This window comes from Pseudomonas sp. Irchel s3a10, from assembly GCF_900187525.1.
In the GTDB taxonomy this organism is placed as follows: domain Bacteria; phylum Pseudomonadota; class Gammaproteobacteria; order Pseudomonadales; family Pseudomonadaceae; genus Aquipseudomonas; species Aquipseudomonas koreensis_G.
Map to the genome: position 1 here is coordinate 364,960 of NZ_FYDR01000005.1, position 24,726 is coordinate 389,685.

Below are 24,726 nucleotides of genomic sequence, written 5' to 3' on the forward strand. Positions count from 1 at the left end.
ACGAAAGAGCCTATATGACACAAAGTGTCATAAGCAAGCATCAATCGTCGTTTCCTTGATGGAATAACTGCTGCGCATGTCTATCCGTTTGAAATTGTTGAGAAAAAAACTTGGCGTAACGCTTGAGGCATTGGCCGAAAAATCCGGCATGACCAAGAGTTATCTGTCGAAAGTCGAGCGCGGGCTGAACACCCCGTCGATTGCGGCCGCGCTGAAACTGGCGAAGGCGCTGAACGTGAAGGTCGAGGAATTGTTCTCCGAAGACAACGTCAGCCTCGACAGCTACAGCCTGGTGCGCAGCCACGAACGCCAGTCACTGGCGGCCAACGATCAGAGCCCGGGGTATGCGGTGCTGGCGCATCAGGTCAGCGAACGCAACCTGCTGCCGTTCATTATCTACCCGCCGAGCGAGTTCACCGACAAGACCTTCAAGGAGCACTTGGGTGAGGAGTTTCTGTTCGTCCACGAAGGGCAGGTGGAGGTGGATTTCATGAACGAGCGGGTGCTGCTGGAACGCGGCGATGCGCTGCATTTCAACGCGCAGAAGCCGCACCGGATCAGGTCGGTGGGCGAGGTGCAAGCGCAGTTGCTGGTGGTGGTGCACAGCACCGAAGATTGAGTTGGCCCCAAAAGCTTCGCGAGCAAGCTCGCTCCCACAGTAGTTCGCGTTCCAATGTGGGAGCGAGCTTGCTCGCGAAGGCGTCAGTCCGGTTTACATCAAACCTCGACCGGCACCGAAAGCTTCGGATTCCCCAGCGCATGCGTCTTCGCATCAAAAAACCGCAACTCAATCCCGGTGCCCTCGAACACCTTGGCGTAATGGCGTTTCTGATGCTGAATGAACGCCGCACTACGCGGATAAATCGAGATCGCCACACTCGCCGGTTTCGCCAGGCGCAGTGCCCTCACGATGTGCGCATCCTGCTCGCCCAGCGCATGACCGAAGATGCACAGGTTCTGCGCGTGCCCCAATAACTGCTCGTAGCAGAACGACAGATAATCCGAGCTGCGAATAGTCTTGAGCTTGTCCGCGCTCGGCCCTTCGTTGACGAACAGCGGCACGTCGTCCAGCGTCTTGATCGTGTTGTTGATCGCGAAGCTGCCGAGCAGGGTGCCCTCGGTCGAGGTCAGTTTGCGCGCGGTGCCGTCCTGATTGCGCACCAGGTGCAAACCGCCGTGCAGATACAGCAGACGCGGTTTGGCGCTGGTGCTGTCGCTCAGATCAAAACTGGCGTCGGGGCCGTTGAACAGGTCGTCGATGGCCTCGCTGCGGTGCTGGATCGCCCAGTAGTTGAGCAGGTCGTAATTGGTGGTGAACACCGTGTGATAACGCGCCAGTTCTTCGTTGAGCGTGGCCAGGGTCGAGGCCTGCACCAGGCGCCACGGGATATGCACGGCGTGCACGCTGTTGATCAGCGCTTCCTTGATCGCGTAATAGCGATTGCGCGGTGCGGCCGAGCTGACGGCCAACGCTTTGTTGACCCGGCTGGTGGTTTTCAACGCACCGAGCACCTGCTCGAAGCTGCGCGTCTGCATCGCGTCGAACACGCTCAGCTCCGACGGGCTCAGCGGTTTCTCTTCCACGGTGCGCGCGTTTTCGAACAGCGAGTCATAGCCAAAATCGTCCCACACCGCGCGGCTGGCGCCATTGCCCACCAGCAGACCGTTGAAGTCGGCGGTGGCGCGCAGGGCGCTCCAGTCTTCGAGGGTGGCATCGACGTCCAGAAAATCGGTCATTGCGTGGGCAGTCTCAAAACAAAGGGCGGATGGACGGCGACTTTATCACGAGCGGGCATTGAGCCAGATCAACATCGGTGGTGACCGATCGGTCGATCCTGTGCACATCCGCCGTATCGGAGCAGTCGATTCGGCCCCAGTCAGGAGACGCGCATGAGCAGCACCTTTTTCATTCCGGCGGTAAACATCATGGGCAACGGATGCCTCGACGAGGCCATGGTTGCGATCCGCAACTACGGTTTTCGCAAGGCGCTGATCGTCACCGACGCGGGGCTGGCGAAGGCTGGTGTGGCGACCATGCTCGCCGAGAAACTGGCGATGCAGGACATCGATTCGGTGATCTTCGATGGCGCCAAACCCAACCCGAGCATTGCCAATGTCGAGTCCGGGCTGGGGCTGCTCAAGGACAGTCGTTGTGATTTCGTGGTGTCGCTGGGCGGCGGTTCGCCCCATGACTGCGCCAAGGGCATTGCCCTGTGTGCGACCAACGGCGGGCAGATCCGCGACTACGAAGGCGTCGATCAATCGAGCAAGCCGCAGCTGCCGCTGATCGCCATCAACACCACCGCCGGCACTGCCAGCGAGATGACCCGTTTCTGCATCATCACCGACGAATCGCGCCACGTGAAAATGGCCATCGTTGATCGTAACGTCACGCCGCTGCTGTCGGTCAACGACCCGGCGCTGATGGTTGCCATGCCGAAAAGCCTGACCGCCGCCACCGGCATGGATGCGTTGACCCACGCCATCGAGGCCTACGTATCAACTGCGGCCAACCCGATCACCGATGCCTGCGCACTGAAGGCCATGACCCTGATCAGCAACAACCTGCGCCTGGCCGTGCGGGACGGCAGCGATCTCGCCGCGCGGGAGAACATGGCCTACGCGCAATTCCTCGCCGGCATGGCGTTCAACAACGCCTCGCTCGGCTACGTGCACGCGATGGCCCACCAGTTGGGCGGTTTCTACGACTTGCCCCATGGCGTGTGCAACGCCGTGCTGCTGCCGCATGTGCAGACCTTCAACGCGCTGGTCTGCGCCGAACGCCTGACTGACGTCGCCCATGCGATGGGTGCGGACATCCGTGGTTTCAGCCCGGAGGAGGGCGCTCAGGCGGCGATCAACGCGATCCGTTGCCTGGCCAGGGACGTCGATATTCCCGGCGGCCTGCGTGAACTCGGCGCCAAGCTCAGCGATATTCCAGTGCTCGCCACCAACGCGTTGAAAGACGCGTGCGGCCTGACCAACCCACGGGCGGCGGATCAGCGGCAGATCGAGGAGATTTTCCGTAACGCTTTTTAAGGGCTGACGCGCGTCGGCGTGAATCTCACACAGAGCATCGCGCCGACAGCAAGCAAACTGCATAACAGTGCCAGCGGCCACGCCGAAGGGCTAGCGACAAGACTGGCAATCGCGCCGATCATTGCCGCCATCAGTTGATGAATAAATCCGCTCAACGCCATTGCGTAAGCACCCGCAATCGGTGCGCCATCGTTGGCACGGGACAGGCTGATCGGGTAGTTCAGCGATTGTCCGAACACCGCTACGCAATAGGGCAGCCACAGCATCAGCGCGACGGAACTGGCTGTCAGACTGCCCAGCAGCATCACTCCGCACCCCGCCATCACCAGCACCACGCCCAACGTCATCAACCGGTGTTGACCCGTGCGCAGAACGAAGCGATTGACCACCAGTGCCCCGAGAAAGTATGCCGCACTGATCGGCCAGCCGAGCAGACCGTAATCCACCGTAGACCAATTGAACGGTCCTTGCAGGATCAGTGGCGCAGCCGTGTTGAAGGCGATGATCACCCCGTAGCCGAGGCCTCCGGCCAGTGCTGGCAACAGGAACGCGCGATGGATCAGGATGCGCCGGTAAATCATCCATGCCGAAGCATTGGTTTGTGCCTCCTCCAATGTCGCAAAATTGACCCGGGATACGATCATGGCCATCAGCAGGCACGTGATGCCGAGCAAGTAGAAGATTGCCTGCCAGCCCAGCGTGACCTGGATGATCGAACCCAGGTACTGGCCGATGCCTAGAGCCACCACGAACGAAATCGAAATCCATGACAATGCCTTGGCCAGCAGGTCGCCGCGAAAACTGTCGCGAATCAGCACCCGTGCCATCACCGAAATCCCGCTGGCGCCGACGCCCTGAATCAGGCGCAGTAACAGGAACGACTCCAGCGTCGAACCCAGCGGCAACGCCAGGTTCGCCACGCCATACAGCCCCAATGCTGCGAGTAACACAGGTTTGCGCCCGATACGCTGGGCCAGTGATCCCCAAAGCAGCATTGGCAGCGCCATGCCGACCAGATAAATCGATAAACCCCACGCCACTTGCGCAGGCCCCGCATGCAGATGGCCGGCAATCTCCGGCAGCGCTGGAAGGTAAATACTCATGCCCAACTGAGCGAGGAACACCGTGCAGCAGGTGATAAGAAGGGTGGCGCTGGCGTTCATCTATCGTCCCTGGCTCAGATGTCGAAATCGACGCGGTGTGTGCGCAACAATTCGCTGACTACATCGCAGAAACGTCGGATCAGCGACGGCTCCATATCAGCACGCAAGGTTACCCGAATGGCCGCTTTACCTTGGGCAACTACCGGGAAAAATACTGCGCTGGTGAAAAAGCCTTGCTCGGCCAGCTCGCTGGCGATGCGATTGGCCAGATCCGCCTGGCCGCAGTCGATCAAGCGGATTGCCATCGCGCTGTGGCATTGCTCTGTACTGATCAAACTGTCGAAGAGGCGGATATTAGCCTGGAGGCGGGCCTGCAGAGCGGCGAATTCGGCGGTGTAATGTAGACGAATTGACGCTCGGCCGGCGCCGATTGCCGCACAGTTGAGACTTTGTGACCAATTGCTCGGGCCGCCATAACGCTGGATGATTTTTTTCTGGCGCTGGTTGCCAAGCATCACCAGTCCACCACTGGCGCCAAATGACTTGGCCAGCGACGCGACGATCACGCAGTCATCTTCCAGCGTCTGGATTCTCGGGCGTATCAGACCGACGCCGTTATGGCCCACGGCTGACAACGCGTGTGAATCATCCAGATAAAGAAACAGCCCGTAACGATCCTTGAGGTACAGCAGGCCTTCCATGTTGGACACGCCGCCCATGCTGTAGGCGCCATCGCCAATATAGGCCACACGACCATATTGCTGGCAGATCTTTTCTAGAAAATTCATATCGTTGTGTGGACAGGTCATCACACGGGTTTCATCGGCGCATGCAGCTTTCAAGTGATTCATCGAGTAATGCGCCTGACGGTCGAAGACCATCACTGGCGGGCGATTCTCGGTCAATACACCGCTGGCCAGCAGCGGCAAGATCCCCGCACTTGCAGCGCTGCAGGACAGGGTCGTCAGGCACACTGCATCGAACAACTGCGAAAGTTCGGTTTCGTATTTTTCGAGAATCCCCAGCTTGCAGCGATTTTTCGAGTTGGCGATGCGCAAGGTGCCGGTTTCCTGCAGTGCGGCGATTGCACCTTCGAGCAAGGCAGGGTGGTGATCAAGGCCAAGGTAGGACGTGGTACAGAAGTGTTGTAACTCTCGTCCGTATTGATCGAGCAGGTGGTTGGAACCCATGACCTCGACATTGAGCCCGGCGACTTTTCCGAGCTCGGCGTTTTCCCAGTCCTGGTTTGCCAGGGCGATAACTTTTCGATAGTTGGAATAAAGGTTTGGTGCTTGCTGTGTATGGTTCATCAGGGCATCCCTTGAGCGTGGCAATCCGTGGGTCGTTGCAATTTGTGTGTATTGCCAGACTTTACGGAACACGACTTCGGGCCTGAATCAGACACTTCCTGCAATACTGAGCGGAATTGGATATTTGCTTGTAGGGCGATGTTCTGATGGGGTGTCGGGCGCCTCCGAATCCTACCCGGCAGGTGCCAGATTCCTGCTCGTCGCCCCACCAAACTGAATCAACACCACCCCGCCAATCAGCAACAACGCGCCCAACACCCGCGACATCGTCAGCTGTTTTTCCACCAGCCCGAACAACCCGAAGTGATCGAGCAGCATCGACGCAATCACCTGCCCGGCCAACGCCAGCGCAACAAACCCCGAAGCGCCGAGCTTTGGCAACAACATCACCGCCAGCGCCACAAAGCACACGCCAAACGCACCGCCAGCCCACATCCATAGCGGTACCTTGCTGATTATTCCGAGCGACGGCAGCGGCAGGCGCAACGTCAGAATCACCGGTAACAGCACCAAAACACTCACCAGCAACGAGGCCAACGTTGCCCATAGCGGATGGCCGAGGCCCCGCGCCAGATTGCTGTTGATCGCACTTTGAAACGGCACCACCGCCCCGGCAAACGCGGCCAACAGCAACAAACCGGCCCACTGCAACGTACTCATGATCACTCTCCAACAGGTTTTGCTGGACTCTAAGGTATTCGTCGCGCAGATTTAAATTCCGTTTTGTCATCCAGAACATGCACAAGATGAATGACCTGCGCCGGATCGATCTCAATCTGCTGGTGGTCCTCGACGCCTTGCTCAGCGAGCAACACGTCACCCGCGCCGCCGAGCGGCTGCACCTGAGTCAACCGGCGGTCAGCCATGCGCTGGCGCGGCTGCGCGACTTGCTCGGCGATCCGCTGCTGGTGCGCGCCGGTTCGACGCTGGTGCCTACGGCGCGGGCGCTGGAACTGGTTGCGCCACTGGCCGAAGCGTTGGCCCAGGTGCAGTCGCTGCTGGCGCCGAACACGTTCGATCCGGCCACTGCGCGGCGGACCTTTCGTGTGGCGATGTCCGACTACGGCGCGGCCATCATCCTGCCTGGGCTGATCCGCACCTTGCGCCGCGCGGCGCCGGGCATCGACCTGCAAATCAGCCACGCCAGCCGCGAGGGTATGTTGGAGGGTGTGCTCAACGGTGACATCGACGTGGCCGCCGGGGTGTTCCCGGAAATGCCCAACGAGTTGCGCAGTAGCGTGCTGTTCGAAGAACGCTACGTCTGCCTGCTGGATCGTCGCAGCTTGCCAGCCAACGGTGTGCTGGATTTGCCGACCTACCTGTCGCGCCCGCATGTTCTGCTGGAGATGCGCGGCAGCGGCACCCCGGAAATCGAACGGGCGCTGACCTCATTGCGCGAACGCCGCCGCGTCGCCATCAGCCTGCCGCACTGGAACGTCGCGCCGCAGTTGATCAGCGGTACGGATCTGATTCTCACGGTGTCGTCGCGCAGCGTGCGCGAGATTGATCAACAGGAGCTGATTGTGCTGCCGCCACCGTTCGAGATTGCGCCGTTCACCTTTGTGCTGGCGTGGCATAAACGCCGGGGTGGGGATCAGGCGTTGAACTGGTTGAATCGCCGGATTGAGGAGGGGATAGTGCGCGGCTGAAAACGTTATCAAGGAGTGGGATGTGACAGTGAAGTCTGGATGGATCGGGTGGGTGGCCCTGAGTGGGTGGTTGATGGCGGGGCAGGTGTTGGCCGAGTGCACGCCGCCAGCGGTGACAGGACAGTGGGATTTTTCGGTCTGCAAGGATTGGCCTGTAGATCCGCCCCTGACGATCAATGCGATAGCAAAGTTTGAACCGGATCCGGTGTACGCCCAAGGCGACAGAATTGGCGCTTACGATCTGGATTTATCCGTGTCGTCAGCCGATAACTCGAAACCGCTCGCTACTTATCATCGACCGTCCGCATTCCAGACTGACGCCTTCGCGCTGGAGAGCCTGGAATTGGACACGGCGCGCTACAAACTCACTTCTGACATTCGTGCCTTTGGCGTCCGTGCAATTTTCAAAGGCTCCTCGCGCGTCAATCCACTGGATGAAACCCAGCTGTCGCTCTATGTGAAAGAAGGCGGCAAACTGCGTCCTGTACTGGATCGGATGCTGGTTTACCGCTTCAGCGGCGAATGGGATGGCAATTGCGCGGGCGAACGTGCGACCACTGTCAGCACGATCGAAATAGGCAAAACCAGCTCTCACGGATTTGCCGACCTGATCGTGAAATCGGTCACCACTGGCGTGAGTGGCGAGGGGGAGCCGGGCAATTGCGAAATGAAGACCACGAACAATAAACCCGTGCTGACCACTCTGCACTACAACGGAAAATCCTACGTTTTGCCAAACGGTTTCCAAGGCCTATAACCCGCCAGCCAAACACGACACTTATCAAGGAAGAACCATGCTCAACCCCACCAGACTTCTGATCGCCCTCGGTTTGCTGGCCATCACCACCCAGGCCCACGCCGCCTGCATCACCAAAAGTTTCGACGGTAAATCCATGTCGCGCTGCAACGTCTGGCCGGCGTTCCCGAGTCAGGCGATTTCGGTCAAATCCACCTACCTGGCCGACTCCGGTGGTGACGATGCCGGGGCGTTTGATCTGGATCTGGCGCTCCTCAATGCGAGCAACGCCAAACCTATCGCCACCTACCGTAAGCCGGGCGCCTACAACTCCGATGCCGTGCGCCTGGATGATGTACGCATCGACACGGCGCGCTACCGATTGACGCCGGACATCCGCGCGTTTGGGCTGCGCGCGAAATTCGTGCACAGTTCCCATGCCATTCCCTATGAAAAAACCGATCTGGCGCTGTATGTGCGCGAGGGCGACGAGTTACGTCCGGTGCTTGAGGGCCTGGTGGTCTTCAAGAACAACGGTGAGTTCGTGAATGACTGCGAGGGCTACAGCAAGAAAATCCGCCGAACGCTCGAGATCGCTCCAACGAACCACAATGGTTTTGCCGATCTGATCGTCACAACCAGCGGCAGCAAAATGAAAAACACCCGGTCCGGCAGTCAGTGCGTTTCGAACACCACCGAGCTGAAGAAAAAGCAGATCACCCTGACGTACGATGGCCAGCAGTACAACGTCCCTGAAGACCTCAGAGGTTACTGACCCATGCTCACCGGCCTCAACCACCTGACCCTCGCTGTCAGCGATTTGCCCCGCAGCCTGGCGTTCTATCGCGATGTGCTGGGTCTGCGCGTCGAAGCCACGTGGGACGCCGGTGCCTATCTGTCGCTGCCGGGGCTGTGGTTGTGTCTGTCGCTGGATGCGCAGCGCAGCGGCGAGCCGTCCGTCGACTACACCCATTATGCGTTCAGCCTGGCTGAGGCGGATTTCCCGCTATTCGCGCAGAAGCTGAAAGCGGCGAACGTGCGGGAGTGGCGTGACAACCGCAGCGAAGGTGCGTCGTTCTATTTCCTTGACCCCGATGGTCACAAACTAGAGGCTCACGTCGGCGATCTCGCCTCGCGACTGGCAGCCTGTCGGTTGAAACCGTACTCAGGCATGCGTTTTTACGACGCGTCGTGATCAGACACATTGGGCTGATATAGACTTGCCATCATTTGTACTGGCGCCAGCAGGTTTTCCATGACTCCATCGCTGCTAATGGCCGTTCTGGCCTCGGGTTTCATTTACGGCATCACGCCGGGGCCGGGTGTGCTGGCGGTGTTCGGCATCGGCGCGGCGCATGGACGGCGCGCTGGCGCGGGGTTTCTTTGTGGGCACTTGCTGGGCGATGTGGTCTGGTGCAGCACCGCGCTGATCGCCATCGTCGGTGCCCGGGAAATCGGCAGCACCGCGTTCGATGTGCTGGGCGTGCTCAGCGGCTTGTACCTGTTCTGGCTTGGCTGGCGGGCGGTGCGGGCCAAACGGCGCCGCGATGATCAGCCGCAGGGCGCGGCGCGTCAGCCGTTCTGGCACGGCATCCTGTTCGGTTTGACCAATCCCAAGGCCTACCCGGTGGCGGTCGCGACCTTTACCGCGCTGCTGTCGAGTCGTGCCGAACTGCTCAACTGGTCGATGCTGCCGGCGCTGATTGCCCTGAGCTTCTTCGGCGGATTGCTGGCTTACGCTATCTTGATCGGCGTTGTCGGCGCCCGACGGGTGCGCACGCTGTATCAGCGTCACGAGTTGATGATCACCCGCCTGTGCGGGGTAATGTTCATCGGTTTTGCCATCAATGCGCTGGTGCATGCACTGCCGGGATTGCTACCGAACAAGGCATGAAATGATCTGCAGGGATGCGTGAACAAGGGGGCAGGGATGGTTGAACAGTGCTGCATTGTCCGGACACCCACGCTGAACCATGGAAAGCCGAAATTCCGCGCCGTTGGCGAGTTATATGGACCTGTTGCTCGATGCCGTCTGTGCGGTGGACAGGCAGGGCCGTTTCGTTTTTGTCAGTGCTGCCTGCGAGCGTATTTTCGGTTATACGCCTGACGAGTTGATCGGCCGGTCGATGATCGAGCTGGTGCATCCCGCAGACCGCCAGCGCACCCTCGCCGCCGCCCGCGACATCATGAGCGGCGAACCCAAGCACAATTTCGAAAACCGTTACGTGCGCAAGGATGGCCGCATTGTGAACATCCTCTGGTCGGCACGCTGGTCAGAGGTCGATCAGCTGCGCATCGCCGTGGCCCGCGACATCACCGAGCGCAAGCAGGCGGAATCGCGTCAGGCTGCGCTGTATGCGATTTCCGAAGCGGCGCATGTCGCCGAAGACTTGCTGGCGCTGTTCAAGCGCATCCACCTGATCATCGGTGAGTGGCTGCCGGCGCTGAATTTCTCCGTGGCGCTGTACGACGAGCACTGTGCGCAGTTGAATTTTCCCTATCACGTCGACGATCACGAATTGCAGCCCGAGCAACCGGGCACCGTCACCGGGCGTTTGTGTGCGGAGGTCATCCGCAGCGGTCAGCCGATTCTGCTGACGCCGGACAGCCCCGACGCCTCGCCCGACTTCGCGGCGCTGGTGGCGGGGCAGGATTCACCGTGCTGGCTCGGTGTGCCGCTGAACTCGAAGAACGGCACCATCGGTGCGCTGATCGTCAAAAGTCTGCCGGGCGGCGAGCGTTACACCGAGCAGGACAAGGAACTGCTGCAGTACGTCTGCGCCCAGGTCGCCACCGCCATTGAGCGCCAGCAACTGCACGCGCGGCTCAAACGCATGGCGCAGTACGATCAACTGACCCAGTTGCCCAATCGCGGCTTGCTCAAAGAGCGCCTCAAGGCTGCGCTGGCCGCTGCCCGCGAAACCTCGGGAAACATGGCGCTGCTGTACGTCGATCTGGATCGCTTCAAACAGGTCAACGACACCTTTGGCCATGCGGTCGGCGACATGCTGCTGCAAACGGTGGCGAGTCGGCTCAAGGGCTGCGTACGCGATTCCGACACCGTCGCGCGCATTGGTGGCGACGAATTCGTGGTGCTGTTGCACAGCGTTCACGCCGCTGAAGACGCCGATAGCGTGGCCGGAAAAATCCGCCAGGTGCTGATGCAGCCGATGCGCCTGGACGGTCACAACCTGCACATCGAACCGAGCATCGGCGTGGCCCGTTATCCCGAACATGGCAGCGAAGAACAGCAACTGTTCCGGCATGCCGACCAGGCGATGTACGCCGCCAAACGTCTCAATCATCGGGCGCTGGATAGCTGAAGCAGCGCGCGCCGTTCGTCGCGGCGTGGGCAACTTTTCTAAACCTTTGGCAGTCCGGCAATTCTCAATCTAGGCGGGCACCTGCTCGCCAACGATCAACACCAAGAGGAAGAGAATCATGCCTAATTCAAGAAACTCGAACTCGGGAAACTTCGCCAACGATCGAACCAAGGCGTCTGAAGCCGGTCGCAAAGGTGGGAAAACCACCACCACGACAGTCGACAAAGAGCCTGCGAAAACCGAAATGGGCCGCAAGCCAGCTCAGAAGTCGAAGTAGTCGGTGAGGTAGTTTTGATTGAGAGGCGGGGGCGCAAGCCCCCGCTTGAATTTGCAGAGATAGGAGGGCGCGACCATGAGCCGGATGGCCACCCAGATACGTCGTTTCAGTTTTGCCACGCTGTTGGGTTTGTTCGCTGGCAGTGCATTCGCCCAGTCGCCTGCCGACTTCATCAACGATGCGTCCGCCAAAGGCATGGCCGACATCGAAGCCAGCCGTCTGGCGCACCAGAAATCCGAATCCAAAGAGGTCAAGGATTACACCATTGTCGTGATCAATGACCGCACCACGGCCAACCAGCATCTGGCGAAGATCGCGAAGAAACTTGATCTGCCGGTCGCGCCCCGTGAAGAAATCGCCGACAAGGCCAAGAGCATGATCCCGCAGGTCAAGGACGGTGAAACCTTCGACCAGGCCTACGCCGCAAGCCAGGTGAAAGCGACCGAAGAGGCCATCCAGCAGATCCAGCAGGAAGCGCAGTCGACCGACGTACCGGAAATCAAGGCATTTGCTGACGAGACACTGCCAAAGCTGCAAAGCCATCTGGAAATGGCCCGAGCGCTGCAAGCCAGCCGCTGATGCCGCCTATAAATCAAAAGATCGCAGCCTGCGGCAGCTCCTACATAGAACGGTGTAGGAGCTGCCGCAGGCTGCGATCTTTTGCTTTGTTCAACTTTACTTAGCAGTCATTCAAATCCTGCTTCGGCTTGCTCTTCTCCCCCAGCCCCTCAAGGTTGAACACCTCACTTTCTCCCAAGCTGCGGTAATGCTTGCGCAGCGCCTCCAGTTGTTTGAGATCCAGCGATTCCAGACCGAGCATTGCATTCTGGGCTTCCTTGTTCACCCGCAATAACTCATCAAGCTTCAGATGCAGGATGTCGGTATCACGGTTCTGCGTGTTCTGGATCAGGAACACCATCAGAAAGGTGATGATCGTCGTCGAGGTGTTGATGATCAGTTGCCAGGTGTCATTGAAATCAAAAATCGGCCCGCTCAACCCCCACAGAAAAATCAGAATCAATGCACCCATGAAGGTTTTCGGGCTGCCGGCCCAGAGGGCCAGGGTCTGGGAGATTTTCGCGAATTTCATTGCGGTGTTCCTTATTGGGATTGCCTGACGTTCAGACAGTGACGGCGTTGCGAAAATTCGACTGAGAAAGCCTGTCGCCAATAAAGACGGTCATGTCTGGATGTAGATCGGAACACTTTGGGGTAGAAAACTTTCTTTGTGCGGGTTTGCGTCTAGGATCAACTGGCAGTCAATTCGCCAGCATGCGAATGCACGGACAGTTACTAGTCAGAGGTCATTCATGGAATTCTTCGAGAAATTAACCAGTCTAGCCGCCAAAGTACGGTTGCAAGCAGCTGCGATCCAGACGGAGGAGGCGACAAAAAATGCGTTTGTCATGCCGTTCATCAGCACCGTTCTGGGTTACGACGTGTTTGACCCGACAGAGGTGACACCGGAGTTTGTCTGCGATATCGGTACGAAGAAAGGCGAGAAAATTGATTACGCCATCATGAAAGAGGGCGAAGTTCAGATACTCATCGAGTGCAAGAAAATCGGTGAACCGTTGCACATAAACCACGCGTCTCAGCTCTTTCGTTACTTCCATGTCACCAGTGCCCGGATCTCAATCCTTACCAACGGCCAGATCTACAAGTTTTTTACGGATCTGGATGCACCAAACAAAATGGACGAAAAACCTTTTCTTGAGCTCGACCTTCTGGATATTGATGAGTATTCAGTTCCCGAACTGGTCAAGCTGACAAAATCTGCTTTTGATGTTGATTCGATAATCAGCGCGGCAGGGGAGCTGAAGTACGTCAGTCAAATCAAGAAGGTCATAGCCGCTCAGGTCAGCAAACCCGACGATGATTTCGTTAAGGTCTTTGCATCACGTGTCTACGATGGGGTGATTACACAAAAAGTACGTGAACAGTTCCATGAGTTGACTAGAAAAGCGGTGGCACAGTTTTTAAACGACCAGATTAATGATCGGCTCAAATCAGCAATGAGTGGCGCAATCCAGCCAGTGTTGGTGTCCTCACCGTCAGCAATTGTTGGGACGGATCCGATAGATGCGCGCGACGAGTCAGAAGACAAGGTGTTAACAACACTGGAAGAGCTTGAGGGTTACCACATCGTTCGTGCGTTGGTTCGCTCTGTGGTTGATGCCAAGCGCATCGTTCAGCGTGATACGCAGAGCTATTTCGGTATTTTGTTAGACGACAACAATCGCAAGCCTATCTGTCGATTGCATTTCAATCGTTCTCAGAAGTACATCGGTATCTTCGATCAGGATAAAAATGAAACACGACATCCAATTAGCTCAGTCGATGATATTTACGAATATTCGGATCACCTGAAAAAGACAGTCGGGTACTACGATTGAATAAGAGACCGGTCCAGAGGGCCGGTTTTTTTTTAGCATTTTTCGTTCGAATACCAGTGTGGAAATCCCTTGCAATAAGCCCGTCTGGAACTGCCCGCGGCGCTACCTGTATTGTGACGAACCGCAGGAATGTCCCGACAGGAGAACGCAATGAGTTGGTCCGCCAGACAATACGTCGCTTTCGAAGATGAACGCACCCGCCCGGCCCGTGATCTGCTCGCGGCGATTCCCCCGGTTCAGGCGCGATCGGTGGTCGATATCGGTTGCGGCCCGGGTAACTCCACCGAGCTGCTGGTGCAGCGTTTTGAGCTGGCGCAGATCCGGGGTCTGGACAGTTCGGCAGACATGATCGCCGCGGCGCGCAAACGCCTGCCGCAGTTGCAGTTCGAAGTCGCGCAAATCGATAGTTGGGCGGATCAAGGGCCGTTCGATGTGATCTTCGCCAACGCCGTGTTGCAGTGGGTGCCGGATCACGCGACGTTGCTGCCGGCACTTGCCAACAAGCTGTCGGATGGTGGCAGTCTGGCGATCCAGATGCCGGACAACCTCAACGAGCCTTCCCATCGACTGATGCGCGAAGTTGCCGCCAACGGCCCATGGGCTGCGAAACTGGCTGGGGCCGCCGGGCAGCGCACCGACATGGCGAGTGCCAGCGATTACTTCTCGATGTTGCGCCCGCACTGTTCGCGGGTCGATGTGTGGCGCACCACCTATCACCATCAACTGCCGGGCGGGGCGGCGGGGGTGGTGGAGTGGTTCAAGGGCAGTGGCTTGATTCCGTTTCTGAACCCGCTGACCGAAGAGGAGCGGGCGCAGTATCTGCAGCAGTATCTGGTGGCGGTTGCCGAGGCGTATCCGGCGTTGCCCGATGGTTCGGTGCTGTTGCCGTTTCCGCGGTTGTTTATCGTCGCGACTCGGTAAAGGCAAACACCAATTCTGTGGCGAGGGAGCTTGCTCCCGCTGGACTGCGAAGCAGGCCCAAGATCTTCGGGGCTCTTCGCGCCCCAGCGGGAGCAAGCTCCCTCGCCACAATGTATATGCCGCGAGTTAGCGCTGCACCGCCACCAACATCATCATTGGCCGCTCCCGCTCTTCAGCCAGCGCCGGTTGCGCCGCCACCTGCGCATCGCTCGGCCCCCATTCGTTGACATGGCGAATGGCAAAACCTGCCGCGATCAACGAATTCAACAGCGTGCCCATCGTGCGGTGCTGCTTGATTACCCCTTCGGCCAGCCAGTTGGTCACCCGCTCGCCCTCCATCTGATAGCTGTCCAGCGGCCAACGCTTGTGACCGTCGCTGTCGACCAGCCAGCCTGGATTGCGCGGCGCCATGAAGATCGGATGCTCGATGGAGAACACAAAATACGAACCCGGTTTAAGTGCCGCGTACAGATGAGCGAACAGTCCGGCCAGATCCTTGATGTAGTGCAGCGCCAGCGAACTGTAGGCCAGATCGAAACTGCAGGCCGGCAAGTCGAGATGTTCAAGGTCGGCACGTTCATAGCGAATGTTCGCCGCCGCAGTGGTTTCGCGCGCCCGCTCGAGCATCTTTTCCGAGACATCCAGCCCCAGTACATGGGCGGCGCCGTGCTCACTGGCCCAACGACTGAACCAGCCATAGCCGCAGCCGAGGTCGACCACATGCAAATCGTGCATTGATGGCAACAACGCCTTGAGCGCCGGCCACTCCGGCGCGGCATCAAGGCCGCCTATAGAGCGGTTCATCTGGCTGTAGCCCTGGAAAAACTCCGGGTCGTCGTAAATATTTTGCGTCATGGTGGAAATGCTCTTTTGAGTTCGGTCATCAGCGGCACAGGGGCCGCGCCATGGAGTCCCTCGAAAGTCAAAACGCGTATTCGTCGATGGCCGCGCAGGGGGAGGGTGGTGGGTGATGGAGAAATGCTAGCGGAGGGCCCGATTTGCATTCAACCTTGCTGCAAGACCTTCAACGCTGCCGAAGCCAGAAACCCCGAACGACTTTTCTCTTCCGGGTGATGAAGCACGTATTCATCAATGCGGTTGAGCAGATAGCCGGGCAGTGTGATGTTGAGTTTCTGCGCCTTGCCCAGGTATTTGGTAACGTCGATATCAACCACTGCCCAGGCACAACCGGCGTACTGCGGGTTCGCTACATGCACGCCAAGCTTGCTGGCTGGCGGGATCGACGCACCGTCCTCGGCCAGAATTTCGAAATGACCCTCAATGGCTTCACGAGCCATCGCGACGGCATCATCCAAATCATCCCCGGCAGAAAAACAGCCGGGAATATCCGGCACTTCCACTCCCCAGGCATGTTCTTCATCACCTATTGAAATTGCGATCGGGTAAAGCATGTTCGTGGACCTCCTGGACGCTGTCGGTGGAATGAGTCAAAGCAGCGCCTGTTTCAAAATGCTGATGGCCGTTTTTTTAAGCAGGTCCTTCTTTGGATGCGGCACCGTCACCAGACCAGGTTTTATGGGATGTTTAAAGTGGTGATGACTGCCTTTGACCCGCACCAGATACCAACCGTCTGCGACGAGTTGACCGATTAAAAAGCGGCTATTCACAACACCTCCTTTTGGTGTGCTTGGTGGGTACTATAACTACTGATTTTTTTTGATCAATACTATAACCACCGAGCGGTCATCGTCCTTTGATTGGCTCGGTGGCAAGATTCAGTCTAGGCTGGGGCGTCGCGCTGGGATGATAGGTGTGTTGCAGGCCTTTACGGGGCAATGCGGGTAAATCCCGGACACAAAAAAACCGGCCCTGTAGGCCGGTTTTTTCTGTTCCTGCATCCCCCGTCATAACCACGACGTGAGACCCGATTGAGTGGAGCGGGTAGAGGGAATCGAACCCTCAACTAAAGCTTGGGAAGCTTTCGTTTTGCCACTAAACTATACCCGCTCAGAGCGGCTGACTTTGTACCAGAGTCGGGCGCGGATTTGAAGTTTTTCTTTTGCTCGCAGCGCGTTACAGCGTTGAAAATGGTCATTCGCGGGCAAATCTGCAGGGCAAGCAATGCTCGTTTCCAGCCCCACAGACTCGCTCGCGACGACACTTCTTCAAATGGCCAATGCATGGTGATCCTGGACGAACGCGTAACGTGTTCGGCTCGACTGCGGTGACGGTTTCAGGAAGCCGAGCAGGGCGTTCTGGCTATCGCGGCAAGCGGCCTTGTGCTCCATGTCGAGGAAATGCCCGGTGGCCTGCAGCGTGGTGAAGGTGCTGTGCGCCACATGGTTGCCGAATATCCGGGCGTCTTCGGCGGCGGTGTATTCATCCCATTCGCCGTTGAGGAACAGCACCGGCACGTTGATCTTCTTCGCCGCATTCAAATAGCACTGACGATCGCTGTGCAGTACGTCACTGATGTGAAAGTGCATCTGCCCGTATTCGTGCTCGGCCAGGCTGCTGACGTGGCGATAGTTGAAGCGCTTGAACAGTGACGGCAGGTGTTTGCCGATAGTGCTGTTGACCAGGTGCCCGACGCGGTCGCCGTCGCGCTGGCCGAGGTAATCGACACCGCGCTCGAGATAATCAAGCATGTGTGCGTTGATCACCGGCGAGAACGAGCTGATCACGGCTTTCTCGATGCGCCGCGGCTGGTGTGACAGGGCAACCAGGGTCGCCGCACCACCCCAGGAAAACGACAGCACGTGTTCGGCGCCGAAGTGGTCGATCAGCTCCAGCAGGATCTGCCCTTCGACTTCCTTGGTCAGATGTTTCTCGTGGCGGTTGTGGATTTTCGACCTGCCCGCGTAGGGCTGGTCGTAGCAAACCACGTTGAATTGCGGATGCAGGTTTTTCACAGTCTGTGCAAACGACGCAGTCGTGGCCATCGAGCCGTTGACCAGGATGATGGTCTTTTCTGCGGCGTCTGCGCGATAGAACTCCGTGTAAACCCGATACTGACCCTGTATATCCAGCACAGCGATTTCTGGCCTCATGTCATAAGACTCCTGGCAAGCAAGCGGGTATGCGCGCAAATAGAGATTGCACGAGCTTTGTGACAGGTAGGCATACGCCTGGAATTTGCCTGGCCCATGTCGATCCATGACTACGGTCGACGGGTGTTGTTATTGGCGGGCAGTCTGCCGGCTGAGGCGCAACCCAAGGGGCTGACGACCGGCAAAAAGTTTCTTGGAAGTATGGTGTGACTAATCGGTCACAATCTGGCCGACGTCCTGATTCAAGCAGTGGGATGGGGATCGCGCAAGTGCCGTTGGTAAATTGTTCGACAACTTCTGCTGAGCGGTCGCCGGCTTAGAACAAATGAATCTCTTCGGTGCGCAAAGCACGGTACTCGCCCGGTTTTAGCGCGTTATCCAGCGACAGCGGGCCCATGGATTCGCGGTGCAGACGCAGCACTTTATTGTTGAAGTGACCGAACATGCGCTTCACCTGATGGTAGCGCCCCTCGACGATGCTCAGGCGCGCCGCTCTCGGGCCGAGCACTTCGAGTTGCGCCGGTTGCGTGGTGAGGTTTTCGAAGGCGAAGTAGATGCCCTCGGCAAACGTGAGCGCATAGTCCGGCCCGATCTCCTGTTCGGTCTCGACGTAATAGACCTTCGGCAGTTTGGTCTGCGGTTGGGTCAGGCGTCGCGACCAGCTGCCATCGTTGGTGATCAGCATCAGCCCGGTGGTGTTGAAGTCCAGGCGACCGGCGATGTGCAGGTCGTCCTTGTCCGGTTCATTGATCAGGTCGAGCACGGTCGGGTGCTGCGGATCGCGGGTGGCGCTGACGCAGCCGGGCGGTTTGTGCAGCATGAAGTAGCGCGCCGGTTTGCCGGTTTGCAGGACTTCTTGATCGACTTCGACGCGGCTGAATTCCAGCACTTCGCTGTGCGGGTCGCTGACGACTTTTCCGTCGATCCGCACGCGCTTTTCCACCAGCAACAGGCGAACCTGCTGACGGTTGTAGCGGGGCAGGTTGCTGAGGAAACGGTCGACGCGCATGGTCAGGAATCGGCGGACAAAGGGCCGCGTATCTTACGGGATCGGCCGCGCCGCTGCTTGCAGTTGCGCCTCGACCTGAGCGCAACGCGGGCACAGGCAGGATTTGTCGCGCAGCGCTGAGGGCAAGGCTTCAAGCACGGCCGGATCGATGCTCACGCCGTAGCACCAGCAGGCCTGATCGGCGGTGCGCGGGTCGGCCAGACTGCAGTCGTTGCGTGCGCCACAGGCCGGGCAAAGGTCGGGTTTAGTGTCGGAATCAGGCATAGGACGAGTGAGGCATTTCCACGCAGGTGCGGTTACGGCCGGTTTGCTTGGCCTGGTACATCGCATGATCGGCCCGGGACGGCAGCGTGTGCAAGGTGCATCCGCTTGCTGAGTGGTAGCACTCGATCAACCCTTTCGGGAAATAATTGCTTCCTGAGTGGCGCGAATGGTCGTTCCTGTATTCCTGGGCCTTGCGCAGACCAACTGTGGGAGCGGGCTTGCTCGCGAAGGCGCTGTTCCTGCCACCTTGAAGTTGACTGACCCAGCGCTTTCGCGAGCAAGCCCGCTCCCACAGGGGATTCTCAGTGTGACTGACACCATTGGTCTGCAGCCTTTGCGCGCCCGGCACTTGCCCCAGGCCAAACAGACAAAAACCGGGTCGGCTGCGCTGTACTGCTGCGGCCGAAGGTCTTTCTGAAGGCTGTTAGCAGCGGCTGCATGACAGTGTTTTGCAAATGAACAGGATTTCATCAATCACATGTTTCAACTTGTTACGGAATCGCACCAGATTCGGAAAACGCTGTCAGATATTTCGTCAGTCACCGAATAAACGACTGATGCCTGCCAGCGTCGCTGGTGCGGCTACCCGCGGTCCAGGAGGCCGCCATGTATCGACGAATTCTTCTACTTGCTGCGATGATGTTTTCCGTTGCCGGTTGCGCTCCCTACTCCTACGCAGACAGTTATTACAGCTCGCAGGTCTACACCTCACCCGCGCCGGCCTACTACAACACGGGCGGCACTTACTACCGCGGCGGCAGCACCTATTACTCGGCCCCGCGCTATTACCAGGCGGCCCCACGCTACTACCAACCGGCTCCACGTTACTACTCGGCGCCACGGTACTACCAGGCGGCGCCGCGGTATTACCAGCCAGCGCCGCGTTACTACGAAAGTCGTCGCTGGCACGGCAACGATCGTGGTCGTTGGGACGGTCACCGCGGTGGTGGCTGGGATCGTGACCGGGGCGGACGTGATCATCACGGCAATCGGGGCGATCACGGCGGGCGAGGCGGTCGCTGGTAATCATCCGCAAATAAAAAGCGGCGCATTGAGCGCCGCTTTTTTTGTGCCTGCGATTTGCAGGGCAATCAGTAAACCGTCAGATCCGCCAACGGATGCCGACCTTCCCAGACCTTGTGAAAATGCGCCTCGACCACCGCCTCCGGGACATTGTTGATGTCCGGCCAATGCCAGTGCGGTTTCTGATCCTTGTCGATCAGCCGTGCGCGAACCCCTTCGCTGAACTCCGGATGCCGGCAGCAATTGAGGCTCAGGGTGTATTCCATCTGAAACACTTCGGCCAGCGACAGGTAGCGGGCGCGGAGGATCTGTTCCCAGACCAGATGCGCGGTCAGCGGCGAGCCTTCGCTGAGTGTTTTCGCGGCGCGGGCGATCAGCGGATCACTGCTGTCGCGTTGCAGGCTGATGGCTTTCCAGGCGCAAGTGACGTCGCTGACGTCTAGCAGTTCATCGATCTGCTGACGCCGCGGCAGCCACTGCGCCTCGGGCATCTGCCCGACGGCTTCCTGTTGCAGGGCCTTGAGCAGACTGTTGAGCTGCATGTCGGTCTGTTCCTGCCAATTGAGTTGCAGCAGGCCTTCGATCAGTTGCGGTTGCTGCTCTTCAAGCAGGAAACGATCGGCCAGATCCAGATCGATCGCATCGCGGCCGTTCATGTGTGCACCGGTCAGACCGAGGAACAAGCCGAGCTTGCCCGGCAACCGTGAGAGAAACCAACTGGCACCGACGTCCGGGTACAGACCGATGGTGATCTCCGGCATCGCCAGGCGACTGCTCGGCGTGACGATCCGCGTGCTGGCGCCTTGCAACAGGCCCATGCCGCCGCCGAGCACGTAACCGTGGCCCCAGCAGATCAGCGGTTTGGGGTAGGTGTGCAGGCTGTAGTCCAGGCGATATTCGGCGGCGAAAAACTGCGCCGCCAGTGGCGGGACTTCACCGGGGTGGGCGCGACAGGCCTCCACCAGGCTGCGCACTTCACCGCCGGCGCAGAACGCCTTGGCGCCGTTGCCGCGCAGCAGCACGCAGACGATTTGCGGATCCTTGGCCCAGGCGTGCAGTTTGTCGCTCAGGGCGTTGATCATCGGCAAGGACAGCGCGTTGAGCGACTTTTCAGCATCCAGGCTGGCGATCCCGAGGCGGGCGCCGTCGGTGCCGGTAAGTTCTTCGAACTGCAGATTCATCGTGACCTCGATCGGGAAATTGAGCGTTCAGTATGATCGCTGTGTGGGAAAGTGCCGGATCTGCGTCAGATCAATTGACAAGCGTGGTCGGCTTTCCTAGGGTTCGCCCCATTGTTTTTGCCGGGTATGACCATGACTGCTGACGACCGTATCAAACTCGAACCGAGCTGGAAGGAGGCACTGCGTGCTGAGTTCGACCAGCCTTACATGGCGGAGTTGCGCAATTTTCTGCAGCAGGAGCGGGCGGCCGGCAAGGAGATCTATCCGCCGGGTCCGCTGATTTTCAACGCGTTGAATTCGACGCCGCTGGATAAAGTCAAAGTGGTGATCCTCGGCCAGGACCCGTACCACGGCCCGGGCCAGGCCCATGGTTTGTGCTTCTCGGTGCAACCGGGCGTGCCGGCGCCGCCGTCGCTGGTCAACATCTACAAAGAGTTGAAACGCGACCTGAACATCGACATCCCCAACCACGGCTACCTGCAGAGCTGGGCCGATCAGGGCGTGTTGATGCTCAACACCACCATGACCGTCGAGCGCGCCAATGCCAACGCGCACAAGGACAAGGGCTGGCAGTTCTTCACCGACCGGATCATCGAACTGGTCAGCGAACGCCAGCCGCATTTGGTGTTCATGCTGTGGGGCGCGCATGCGCAGAGCAAACAGAAGCTGATTGATGCGACCAAGCATTTGGTGCTGACCTCGGTGCATCCGTCGCCGTTGTCGGCCTATCGGGGCTTCCTCGGTTGCGGGCATTTCAGCCGGACCAACAAGTTTCTCGAGCAGAATGGTGAGGCGCCGATCGAGTGGCGGTTGCCGCCGGTCTGATCGGCTGACCGGGCCGGCCCCTTCGCGAGCAAGCCCGCTCCCACATTGGTTTTGCGGCATGCACATAACCAATGTGGGAGCGGGCTTGCTCGCGAAGAAGGCAACTCGGTATATCAGTGTTACTCGGGATTACGATTCCAGTACTTGAACAACGGCTCCGCCAGAAACAGTACAAACAGCAGCCGCATCACCTGCATCGCCGTCACCAGCGGCACCGACAGTTGCAGGGTCTCCGCCGTCAGGCTCATCTCGGCAATCCCCCCGGGCATCATGCCCAACGTCAGCGAACGCAGATCCAGATGGGTCAGTGCACTCAAACCCAGCGCGGCCAATGTGGCGATCAACATGGTCAGCGCCGTGCCGATCAGCGTACGGCCCATGAATGACGGTGCGCGGCGGAAGAACTGTCGATTGAAGTGACAGCCCAGGCCGCTGCCGATCAGCCACTGGCCGATCTGGCTGCCTCCGTCCGGCAGACCGATGTGCAAATCCCAGACAATGCTCACCGTGGCACTGACCAGCAGCGGCCCGAACAGCCACGGATTGGGTTGACGCAAACGCTGCCAGAGCCAGGCGAGCAGGGCGCCCGTAGGAAACAGAATCGCCAGCCAGTGCCAATCGACGTTGCCGGCGTGGGAAATCGGTGTGCCGTCGCCCAACAGATACTTGAACGCGGCCGGCACGCACAGCACTACCACCAGCACCCGCAGACTCTGCCCCGCCGCGACATGGCTGAGCAGCGCGCCATTGCGCGCGCCGAGGTTGACCATCTCCCCGGAACCACCGGGCATGCTCGAGAAAAATGCCGTGGCGCGATCTTCGCCGGTACGGCGCATCAACCACACGCCGACCACCGCCGACAGGCTGGTGACCAGTGCGCCGAAGAAAATCAAACCGAAATGACTCAGCACCTGCTCCATCACCAGCGGGGTGAAGTGCAGGCCGATGCCGATGCCGACGATCCATTGGCCGCATTTGCGCCCGCCGGGGATTTCCGTGAGTTGCCACGGAGTCAGGCAGCGCACCAGGATGATCGCCAGCAACGAGCCGACCATCCACGGCAGTGGCCAGCCGATCTGGCTGGCGATGAAACCGCCAAGCAGACCGACCAGCGGAGTTCCCCACCAGGTTTTGAAAGACCGATCAGACATCGGCAACGGCGCGCCGGGCGACCGAACGTTTGCGCCAGATGCGCAGGATCGGCACCAGCAACATCAGTACGATCAGGCCCCATACGCCAAGCGTGATCCCGCTCGACCACAGAATCTCCAGCGACCCGTTAGAGATCGACAGCGCACGCCGCAGGTTTTGCTCCATCAAACCGCCGAGGATGAAGCCGAGCAATACCGGCGACAACGGGAAATCGAGCTTGCGCAGGATGTAGCCGAAGATACCGATGCCGATCATCAGGAACAGGTCGAAGGTGGTTGCATGCACTGCGTACACGCCGATGGCGGTGATGATCGCAATCATCGGGACGAGCGCCCAGTTCGGCACGGCGAGGATACGCGTGAAGATACGGATCATCGGAATGTTGAGGATCACCAGCATGATGTTGGCGATGAACAGGGAGGCAATCAGGCCCCAGACGATGTCCGGTTGTTGCTGGAACAGCATCGGGCCAGGGGTGATGTTGTACAGCGACAGGGCGCCGATCATCACCGCCGTGGTGCCCGAACCGGGTACGCCAAGGGTCAGCATTGGCACCAGCGCGCCGCAAGCTTCGGCACCGATCGCGGTTTCCGGTGCGGCCAGACCACGTTTGTCACCCTGGCCGAACTTGCCGTTCGGCCCGGCGATGCGTTTCTCGGTCATGTACGCCACGGCGCTGGCCAGCGTCGCACCGGCACCCGGCAACACGCCCATGATGAAACCCAGAACGCCGCAGCGCAGGTTAACGGCGAACACCGACGCCGCTTCCTTGAAGTTGAACATCATGCGTCCGGTGGCCTTGAACGCCTCTTGCCCACGGTGGGTTTTTTCCAGCAGCAGGAGGATCTCGCTGATGGAGAACAGCCCCAGCACCAGCACAACGAATTGAATGCCGTCGGTCAGGTGGATGTTGTCCCCGGTGAATCGGTAAACCCCACTGTTGGCGTCAATGCCGACCGTGGAAAGGAACAGGCCGATCAGCGCCGCTATAAAGGTTTTCAACGGTCGGTCACCGGCCATGCCACCGAGACAGACAATCGCGAACACCATCAGCACGAAGTATTCCGCAGGCCCGAAAGCAATCGCCCACTTCGCCAGGATCGGCGCGAACACCACCATGCCGCAGGTGGCGATGAACGCGCCGATGAACGAACTCCATGCCGACAGTGACAGCGCGACACCGGCCAGACCTTGACGGGCCATCGGGTATCCGTCGAGGGTGGTCATGACGGTGGAGGCTTCGCCGGGAATGTTCAGCAGGATCGAGCTGATCCGGCCGCCGTATTCGCAGCCCAGATACACCGCCGCCAGCAGGATCAGCGCCGACTCCGGCGGCAAACCGAGGGCGAATGCAATCGGGATCAACAGTGCCACGCCGTTGATGGGGCCAAGGCCCGGCAGCAGGCCGACGATAGTGCCGATCAGCGTGCCGCTCAATGCAGTGACAAGGTTGTAAGGGGTGAGTGCCACCCCGAAACCGTGACTCAAATATCCAAGGGTATCCATA

At 59.0% G+C, this 24,726-nt stretch carries 28 protein-coding genes and 1 tRNA gene; 14 read left to right on the forward strand and 15 right to left on the reverse strand.

Annotated features, from left to right (window positions below; translation table 11 throughout):
• Nucleotides 1-76 precede the first annotated feature (76 nt).
• Nucleotides 77-619, forward strand: coding sequence for a helix-turn-helix domain-containing protein (locus CKW11_RS17490; RefSeq protein WP_095138507.1), 543 nt, complete (start codon nt 77-79; stop codon nt 617-619).
• 98 nt (nt 620-717) lie between these two features.
• On the opposite strand, the gene CKW11_RS17495 is transcribed toward CKW11_RS17490, so the two are convergent.
• Complete coding sequence (locus CKW11_RS17495) at nt 718-1,737, reverse strand: DUF4917 family protein (protein WP_095138508.1); 1,020 nt, start codon at nt 1,735-1,737, stop codon at nt 718-720.
• A 153-nt stretch (nt 1,738-1,890) separates the two neighbouring features.
• Here CKW11_RS17495 and yiaY point away from each other — a divergent pair, with 153 nt between their 5' ends.
• The gene (gene yiaY / locus CKW11_RS17500; protein ID WP_095138509.1) at nt 1,891-3,039 is read left to right on the forward strand and encodes an L-threonine dehydrogenase; all 1,149 of its coding nucleotides are present in this window, start codon (nt 1,891-1,893) and stop codon (nt 3,037-3,039) included.
• On the opposite strand, the gene CKW11_RS17505 is transcribed toward yiaY, so the two are convergent.
• The 3 genes from CKW11_RS17505 to CKW11_RS17515 all read right to left on the reverse strand — a co-directional run bounded on the left by CKW11_RS17505 (nt 3,036) and on the right by CKW11_RS17515 (nt 6,112).
• Complete coding sequence (locus CKW11_RS17505) at nt 3,036-4,202, reverse strand: MFS transporter (protein WP_095138510.1); 1,167 nt, start codon at nt 4,200-4,202, stop codon at nt 3,036-3,038. The two genes, yiaY and CKW11_RS17505, sit on opposite strands and share 4 nt — an antisense overlap.
• A 14-nt stretch (nt 4,203-4,216) precedes the next feature.
• Nucleotides 4,217-5,452 (reverse strand): aminotransferase class I/II-fold pyridoxal phosphate-dependent enzyme, encoded by a 1,236-nt coding sequence (locus CKW11_RS17510; RefSeq protein WP_095138511.1) that lies wholly within the window; start codon nt 5,450-5,452, stop codon nt 4,217-4,219.
• A 171-nt stretch (nt 5,453-5,623) separates the two neighbouring features.
• The gene (locus tag CKW11_RS17515) at nt 5,624-6,112 is read right to left on the reverse strand and encodes a DMT family transporter (RefSeq protein WP_095138512.1); all 489 of its coding nucleotides are present in this window, start codon (nt 6,110-6,112) and stop codon (nt 5,624-5,626) included.
• A 77-nt stretch (nt 6,113-6,189) separates the two neighbouring features.
• Between CKW11_RS17515 and CKW11_RS17520 the strand changes: the two genes are divergently transcribed.
• The 8 genes from CKW11_RS17520 (at nt 6,190) to CKW11_RS17555 (ending at nt 12,016) form a co-directional block, all read left to right on the forward strand.
• A complete protein-coding gene (locus CKW11_RS17520) occupies nt 6,190-7,101 on the forward strand; it encodes a LysR substrate-binding domain-containing protein (RefSeq protein WP_177440012.1) in 912 nt (303 codons plus the stop codon).
• A gap of 22 nt (nt 7,102-7,123) precedes the next feature.
• On the forward strand, nt 7,124-7,858 hold the full coding sequence (locus tag CKW11_RS17525; protein ID WP_095138514.1) for a hypothetical protein: 735 nt from the start codon (nt 7,124-7,126) through the stop codon (nt 7,856-7,858).
• A gap of 37 nt (nt 7,859-7,895) precedes the next feature.
• Nucleotides 7,896-8,612 (forward strand): hypothetical protein, encoded by a 717-nt coding sequence (locus CKW11_RS17530; RefSeq protein ID WP_095138515.1) that lies wholly within the window; start codon nt 7,896-7,898, stop codon nt 8,610-8,612.
• A 3-nt stretch (nt 8,613-8,615) separates the two neighbouring features.
• Nucleotides 8,616-9,032: a fosfomycin resistance glutathione transferase gene (gene fos / locus CKW11_RS17535; protein WP_095138516.1), complete on the forward strand. Its 417-nt coding sequence runs from the start codon at nt 8,616-8,618 to the stop codon at nt 9,030-9,032.
• A gap of 60 nt (nt 9,033-9,092) precedes the next feature.
• Nucleotides 9,093-9,731 carry a LysE family translocator gene (locus tag CKW11_RS17540; RefSeq protein WP_095138517.1) on the forward strand — a complete coding sequence of 213 codons (639 nt, stop codon included), beginning with the start codon at nt 9,093-9,095 and terminating at the stop codon, nt 9,729-9,731.
• Between the two features lie 79 nt (nt 9,732-9,810).
• Nucleotides 9,811-11,160 (forward strand): bifunctional diguanylate cyclase/phosphodiesterase, encoded by a 1,350-nt coding sequence (locus CKW11_RS17545; protein ID WP_095138518.1) that lies wholly within the window; start codon nt 9,811-9,813, stop codon nt 11,158-11,160.
• A gap of 118 nt (nt 11,161-11,278) precedes the next feature.
• Nucleotides 11,279-11,437: a KGG domain-containing protein gene (locus CKW11_RS17550; RefSeq protein ID WP_003222499.1), complete on the forward strand. Its 159-nt coding sequence runs from the start codon at nt 11,279-11,281 to the stop codon at nt 11,435-11,437.
• Between the two features lie 75 nt (nt 11,438-11,512).
• Nucleotides 11,513-12,016 carry a DUF4142 domain-containing protein gene (locus CKW11_RS17555; RefSeq protein WP_095138519.1) on the forward strand — a complete coding sequence of 168 codons (504 nt, stop codon included), beginning with the start codon at nt 11,513-11,515 and terminating at the stop codon, nt 12,014-12,016.
• Between the two features lie 100 nt (nt 12,017-12,116).
• Here the strand turns inward: CKW11_RS17555 and CKW11_RS17560 are convergent, their stop codons facing one another.
• The gene (locus tag CKW11_RS17560) at nt 12,117-12,527 is read right to left on the reverse strand and encodes a low affinity iron permease family protein (RefSeq protein WP_047598058.1); all 411 of its coding nucleotides are present in this window, start codon (nt 12,525-12,527) and stop codon (nt 12,117-12,119) included.
• 220 nt (nt 12,528-12,747) lie between these two features.
• On the opposite strand from CKW11_RS17560, the gene CKW11_RS17565 reads away from it, so the two are divergent.
• Together CKW11_RS17565 and tam are read left to right on the forward strand one after the other, a co-directional pair.
• Nucleotides 12,748-13,833: a type I restriction endonuclease gene (locus CKW11_RS17565; protein ID WP_095138520.1), complete on the forward strand. Its 1,086-nt coding sequence runs from the start codon at nt 12,748-12,750 to the stop codon at nt 13,831-13,833.
• Between the two features lie 150 nt (nt 13,834-13,983).
• Nucleotides 13,984-14,754, forward strand: coding sequence for a trans-aconitate 2-methyltransferase (gene tam, locus CKW11_RS17570; protein WP_095138521.1), 771 nt, complete (start codon nt 13,984-13,986; stop codon nt 14,752-14,754).
• A 126-nt stretch (nt 14,755-14,880) separates the two neighbouring features.
• Here the strand turns inward: tam and CKW11_RS17575 are convergent, their stop codons facing one another.
• The 7 genes from CKW11_RS17575 to CKW11_RS17605 form a co-directional block, all read right to left on the reverse strand.
• Nucleotides 14,881-15,609, reverse strand: coding sequence for a class I SAM-dependent methyltransferase (locus CKW11_RS17575; RefSeq protein WP_095138522.1), 729 nt, complete (start codon nt 15,607-15,609; stop codon nt 14,881-14,883).
• Nucleotides 15,610-15,758: 149 nt separating this feature from the next.
• Nucleotides 15,759-16,166, reverse strand: coding sequence for a type II toxin-antitoxin system HicB family antitoxin (locus CKW11_RS17580; protein ID WP_095138523.1), 408 nt, complete (start codon nt 16,164-16,166; stop codon nt 15,759-15,761).
• Nucleotides 16,167-16,202: 36 nt separating this feature from the next.
• Complete coding sequence (locus CKW11_RS17585) at nt 16,203-16,382, reverse strand: type II toxin-antitoxin system HicA family toxin (RefSeq protein WP_007963251.1); 180 nt, start codon at nt 16,380-16,382, stop codon at nt 16,203-16,205.
• 266 nt (nt 16,383-16,648) lie between these two features.
• A tRNA-Gly gene (locus tag CKW11_RS17590) sits at nt 16,649-16,722 on the reverse strand.
• A gap of 158 nt (nt 16,723-16,880) precedes the next feature.
• Nucleotides 16,881-17,765, reverse strand: coding sequence for an alpha/beta fold hydrolase (locus tag CKW11_RS17595; protein ID WP_095138524.1), 885 nt, complete (start codon nt 17,763-17,765; stop codon nt 16,881-16,883).
• Between the two features lie 316 nt (nt 17,766-18,081).
• Nucleotides 18,082-18,774 carry a pseudouridine synthase gene (locus CKW11_RS17600; protein ID WP_095138525.1) on the reverse strand — a complete coding sequence of 231 codons (693 nt, stop codon included), beginning with the start codon at nt 18,772-18,774 and terminating at the stop codon, nt 18,082-18,084.
• 33 nt (nt 18,775-18,807) lie between these two features.
• A complete protein-coding gene (locus tag CKW11_RS17605; protein WP_095138526.1) occupies nt 18,808-19,038 on the reverse strand; it encodes a cysteine-rich CWC family protein in 231 nt (76 codons plus the stop codon).
• Between the two features lie 606 nt (nt 19,039-19,644).
• Between CKW11_RS17605 and CKW11_RS17610 the strand changes: the two genes are divergently transcribed.
• Nucleotides 19,645-20,064 (forward strand): hypothetical protein, encoded by a 420-nt coding sequence (locus tag CKW11_RS17610; protein WP_095138527.1) that lies wholly within the window; start codon nt 19,645-19,647, stop codon nt 20,062-20,064.
• Between the two features lie 65 nt (nt 20,065-20,129).
• On the opposite strand, the gene CKW11_RS17615 is transcribed toward CKW11_RS17610, so the two are convergent.
• Entirely contained in the window at nt 20,130-21,242 is a 1,113-nt protein-coding gene (locus tag CKW11_RS17615) for an enoyl-CoA hydratase/isomerase family protein (protein WP_095138528.1), read from the reverse strand.
• A 132-nt stretch (nt 21,243-21,374) separates the two neighbouring features.
• Here CKW11_RS17615 and ung point away from each other — a divergent pair, with 132 nt between their 5' ends.
• Entirely contained in the window at nt 21,375-22,067 is a 693-nt protein-coding gene (gene ung / locus CKW11_RS17620) for a uracil-DNA glycosylase (RefSeq protein WP_007963257.1), read from the forward strand.
• 119 nt (nt 22,068-22,186) lie between these two features.
• Here ung and CKW11_RS17625 read toward each other — a convergent pair whose 3' ends face one another.
• A complete protein-coding gene (locus tag CKW11_RS17625) occupies nt 22,187-23,218 on the reverse strand; it encodes an AbrB family transcriptional regulator (RefSeq protein WP_095138529.1) in 1,032 nt (343 codons plus the stop codon).
• The gene (locus CKW11_RS17630) at nt 23,211-24,725 is read right to left on the reverse strand and encodes a tripartite tricarboxylate transporter permease (protein ID WP_095138530.1); all 1,515 of its coding nucleotides are present in this window, start codon (nt 24,723-24,725) and stop codon (nt 23,211-23,213) included. Before CKW11_RS17630 ends, CKW11_RS17625 begins: the two co-directional genes overlap by 8 nt.
• Between the last annotated feature and the right edge of the window lies 1 nt (nt 24,726).

Bases quoted from the DNA above. Each gene is read 5' to 3' on its own strand.
- CKW11_RS17490 (WP_095138507.1), top strand. From the start codon at position 77: ATGTCTATCCGTTTGAAATTGTTGAGAAAAAAACTTGGCGTAACGCTT.
- CKW11_RS17495 (WP_095138508.1), bottom strand. From the start codon at position 1,737: ATGACCGATTTTCTGGACGTCGATGCCACCCTCGAAGACTGGAGCGCC.
- yiaY (WP_095138509.1), top strand. From the start codon at position 1,891: ATGAGCAGCACCTTTTTCATTCCGGCGGTAAACATCATGGGCAACGGA.
- CKW11_RS17505 (WP_095138510.1), bottom strand. From the start codon at position 4,202: ATGAACGCCAGCGCCACCCTTCTTATCACCTGCTGCACGGTGTTCCTC.
- CKW11_RS17510 (WP_095138511.1), bottom strand. From the start codon at position 5,452: ATGAACCATACACAGCAAGCACCAAACCTTTATTCCAACTATCGAAAA.
- CKW11_RS17515 (WP_095138512.1), bottom strand. From the start codon at position 6,112: ATGAGTACGTTGCAGTGGGCCGGTTTGTTGCTGTTGGCCGCGTTTGCC.
- CKW11_RS17520 (WP_177440012.1), top strand. From the start codon at position 6,190: ATGCACAAGATGAATGACCTGCGCCGGATCGATCTCAATCTGCTGGTG.
- CKW11_RS17530 (WP_095138515.1), top strand. From the start codon at position 7,896: ATGCTCAACCCCACCAGACTTCTGATCGCCCTCGGTTTGCTGGCCATC.
- fos (WP_095138516.1), top strand. From the start codon at position 8,616: ATGCTCACCGGCCTCAACCACCTGACCCTCGCTGTCAGCGATTTGCCC.
- CKW11_RS17540 (WP_095138517.1), top strand. From the start codon at position 9,093: ATGACTCCATCGCTGCTAATGGCCGTTCTGGCCTCGGGTTTCATTTAC.
- CKW11_RS17545 (WP_095138518.1), top strand. From the start codon at position 9,811: ATGGAAAGCCGAAATTCCGCGCCGTTGGCGAGTTATATGGACCTGTTG.
- CKW11_RS17550 (WP_003222499.1), top strand. From the start codon at position 11,279: ATGCCTAATTCAAGAAACTCGAACTCGGGAAACTTCGCCAACGATCGA.
- CKW11_RS17555 (WP_095138519.1), top strand. From the start codon at position 11,513: ATGAGCCGGATGGCCACCCAGATACGTCGTTTCAGTTTTGCCACGCTG.
- CKW11_RS17560 (WP_047598058.1), bottom strand. From the start codon at position 12,527: ATGAAATTCGCGAAAATCTCCCAGACCCTGGCCCTCTGGGCCGGCAGC.
- CKW11_RS17565 (WP_095138520.1), top strand. From the start codon at position 12,748: ATGGAATTCTTCGAGAAATTAACCAGTCTAGCCGCCAAAGTACGGTTG.
- tam (WP_095138521.1), top strand. From the start codon at position 13,984: ATGAGTTGGTCCGCCAGACAATACGTCGCTTTCGAAGATGAACGCACC.
- CKW11_RS17575 (WP_095138522.1), bottom strand. From the start codon at position 15,609: ATGACGCAAAATATTTACGACGACCCGGAGTTTTTCCAGGGCTACAGC.
- CKW11_RS17580 (WP_095138523.1), bottom strand. From the start codon at position 16,166: ATGCTTTACCCGATCGCAATTTCAATAGGTGATGAAGAACATGCCTGG.
- CKW11_RS17595 (WP_095138524.1), bottom strand. From the start codon at position 17,765: ATGAGGCCAGAAATCGCTGTGCTGGATATACAGGGTCAGTATCGGGTT.
- CKW11_RS17600 (WP_095138525.1), bottom strand. From the start codon at position 18,774: ATGCGCGTCGACCGTTTCCTCAGCAACCTGCCCCGCTACAACCGTCAG.
- CKW11_RS17605 (WP_095138526.1), bottom strand. From the start codon at position 19,038: ATGCCTGATTCCGACACTAAACCCGACCTTTGCCCGGCCTGTGGCGCA.
- CKW11_RS17610 (WP_095138527.1), top strand. From the start codon at position 19,645: ATGTATCGACGAATTCTTCTACTTGCTGCGATGATGTTTTCCGTTGCC.
- CKW11_RS17615 (WP_095138528.1), bottom strand. From the start codon at position 21,242: ATGAATCTGCAGTTCGAAGAACTTACCGGCACCGACGGCGCCCGCCTC.
- ung (WP_007963257.1), top strand. From the start codon at position 21,375: ATGACTGCTGACGACCGTATCAAACTCGAACCGAGCTGGAAGGAGGCA.
- CKW11_RS17625 (WP_095138529.1), bottom strand. From the start codon at position 23,218: ATGTCTGATCGGTCTTTCAAAACCTGGTGGGGAACTCCGCTGGTCGGT.
- CKW11_RS17630 (WP_095138530.1), bottom strand. From the start codon at position 24,725: ATGGATACCCTTGGATATTTGAGTCACGGTTTCGGGGTGGCACTCACC.